Origin of the sequence: Caulobacter sp. AP07, assembly GCF_000281955.1 — a bacterium.
GTDB lineage: Bacteria > Pseudomonadota > Alphaproteobacteria > Caulobacterales > Caulobacteraceae > Caulobacter.
The window spans coordinates 1-2,793 of sequence record NZ_AKKF01000319.1 but is presented as its reverse complement, the minus strand read 5'-3'; the positions used below and the strand labels follow the sequence as shown (position 1 = coordinate 2,793).

Here is a 2,793-nt window from a genome sequence, read left to right as displayed (position 1 = left end):
AGGGGGGAGTGATCGGCCGATGGCCACCATCCGGATCAAGGACCCCAAACCTCCCCCCACCGGCCTTCGGCCGCCTCCCCCACAGGGGGAGGACCTAGGTGGGGCCGCGCCAGTCGGATCTCTTCCCGTAGGGGGCAAGTATCAACCCCCATTTGACTTCCGTAGCGAAAGAAGACGAACCTTCGCGTCCGAAGCAAATCAGGACCTCCCGTGACCACCTATACCGAGCTGATGACCGCCCTCGCCCCCACCGACAGCGGCTTCTCCGCCCATGTCACGCCCGACTGGCAGCAGGGCCGGACCACCTATGGCGGGCTGTCGGCGGCCCTGTGCCTGGAGGCGGCGACGCGGGCGGTTCCCGACGCCCCGCCCCTGCGCTCGGGCCAGTTCGCCTTCGTCGGCCCGGCGGCCGGCGAACTGGCGATCCAGACCACGGTGCTGCGGCGCGGCAAGTCGACCCTGTTCATGGGCGTCGACCTGGTCGGCGAGCAGGGCCTGGCCACCCGGGCCGTCCTGACGTTCGGCGCGGCGCGGCAATCGCGGCTGTCGCACAGCGACCTGGCCATGCCGGCCGTCGCGCCCGCCGCCGACTGTCCCGGCTTCTTCCGGAACGGGAGCGGCCCCAACTTCACCCAGCAGTTCGAGTTCAAGCAGGCCGGCGGCACGCCGATCGGCACGCCGGGCGCGCCGGACTTCCTGGTCTGGATCCGCCACCAGGACCCGGCCGCCCGCTCGCTGGCCGCCCTGGTCGCCCTGGCCGACGCCCTGCCCCCGCCGGCCGTCACCCTGTTTCCCGAGCGCGCCCCGATCTCGACCATGACCTGGTCGCTGGACGTGCTGGCCGAACCCGTCGCCGGCGACGACGGCTGGCGGCTGATGAAAAGCCGGGCCGACACCGTCCTCGAAGGCTATTCCGCCCAGGACATGGCGGTGTGGGACAGCGCAGGAACCCCGTTGATCGTTGCGCGCCAGAACGTGGCGGTGTTCATCTGACGGCTGGTCCTGGCGAATCCCCGAAGACGGGATTGCGTCGGACGGCCGACACATTCGGGGGAATGAGGCGTGATCAAGAAGGCTTTGCTGATCGGCGGCGCAGCCGCGGCTTTCTTCGCTCTTGGGGCTACCAGCGCTCTGGGCGCCCAAGCGAAGGTCAAATCCAAGGGTGGCACGGAGACGATCGTCATCACCGCCGAGCGCCGGACAGGGCCGCCGCCGCCCAGCCAACTCTGGGCGGTTCCTGAGCTCATGGCGTCGGAAGCGGAAACCAGAGCCCTGCTGGATCGGATCCAGCAAGGCAATAGTCTGCTCCACGCCGTCATCGCCCTGAACCCCCACGCCCTGGCCGACGCCCGGACGCTGGACGCCGAGCGCAAGGCCGGCAAGGTCCGGGGGCCGCTGCACGGCGTGCCGATCCTGCTGAAGGACAATATCGAGAGCGCCGACGACACCGCCACCACCGCCGGCTCGCTGGCCCTGAAGGACAACGTCACCGGCCGCGACGCCCCACTGGTCCGGCGGCTGACCGACGCCGGCATGGTGATCCTGGGCAAGGCCAACCTGTCGGAATGGGCCAATATCCGCTCGGACCACTCGATCAGCGGCTGGAGCGCGATCGGCGGCACGGTGCGCAACCCCTATGTGCTGGACCGCAGCGCCTGCGGCTCGTCGGCGGGGTCGGGCGCGGCGGTGGCGGCGGGCATGGCCCCGGCGGCGATCGGCACCGAGACCGACGGCTCGATCACCTGCCCGGCCGCGATCAACGGCCTGGTCGGCCTCAAGCCCACGGTCGGCCTGGTGTCGCGCACCCACATCGTGCCGATCAGCCACAGCCAGGACACCGCCGGGCCGATGACCCGCACGGTCACCGATGCGGCCCTGATCCTCACCGCCATCGCCGGCTCCGACCCCGCCGACCCGGCGACCCGGGACGCCGACGCCCGCAAGACCGACTACGCCAAGGGCCTGAGCAAGGACGCGCTGAAGGGCGTCACCCTGGCCGTCGCCCGCTTCTACACCGGCTATTCGCCGGGCACGGACGCGGTGTTCGAGCAGGCGCTGAAGGACCTGAAGGCCCAGGGCGCGACCCTGGTCGACGTCAAGGAATTCGACGAGGGCCCGATCGGCAAGGCCGAGGGCGTGGTGCTCTATACCGAGCTGAAGGTCGACCTGAACGCCTACCTGGCCTCGACCGACCCGACGAAGGTCAAGACCCGCACGCTGGCGGACGTGATCGCCTTCAACAAGGTCACGCCCAAGGAGCTGGAATGGTTCGGCCAGGAGACCTTCGAGAAGGCCCAGGCCACCAAGGGCTATGACGACCCCGCCTACATCAAGGCCGCCGCCGACGCCAAGCGGCTGGCCGGTCCCGAGGGCATCGACAAGATCCTCAAGGACACAGGCGCGATCGCCATCGTCGCCCCGACCACCGGCCCCGCCTGGACCATCGACCCGCTGAACGGCGACCACTACGGCGGCTCGTCCACCACCCTGCCCGCCGTGGCCGGCTATCCCCACCTGACCGTGCCGATGGGCGACGTCGGCGGCCTGCCGGTGGGGCTCAGCTTCATCGGCCCGGCCTGGAGCGAGGCGCGGCTGCTGGGGCTGGGGTTCGCCTACGAGCAGGCGACGATGCGGCGGAAGGAGCCGAAGTTTTTGCCGACGGTGGCGCCGTAGTGAAAAACCCTCTCCCGGAGGGGAGAAGGAGGGGCCCAAGCGCAGCTTGGGAGGGTGAGGGGTGACGCTGTTGAAGATTCGGGCAGGGCTTCGGGGATGGGCGGCTGACGTCTTACCCCC

Annotated in this window: 2 protein-coding genes; both read left to right on the top strand. The window is 70.1% G+C overall.

The window, feature by feature from the left end; translation table 11 throughout:
• Positions 1 to 210 precede the first annotated feature (210 nt).
• On the top strand, positions 211 to 993 hold the full coding sequence (locus PMI01_RS25800; RefSeq protein WP_007676793.1) for a thioesterase family protein: 783 nt from the start codon (positions 211 to 213) through the stop codon (positions 991 to 993).
• Between the two features lie 252 nt (positions 994 to 1,245).
• Positions 1,246 to 2,673, top strand: a complete 1,428-nt coding sequence (locus PMI01_RS25795; RefSeq protein WP_081497748.1) for an amidase — start codon at positions 1,246 to 1,248, stop codon at positions 2,671 to 2,673.
• Positions 2,674 to 2,793: the final 120 nt, after the last annotated feature.

Bases quoted from the DNA above. Each gene is read 5' to 3' on its own strand.
- PMI01_RS25795 (WP_081497748.1), top strand. From the start codon at position 1,246: ATGGCGTCGGAAGCGGAAACCAGAGCCCTGCTGGATCGGATCCAGCAA.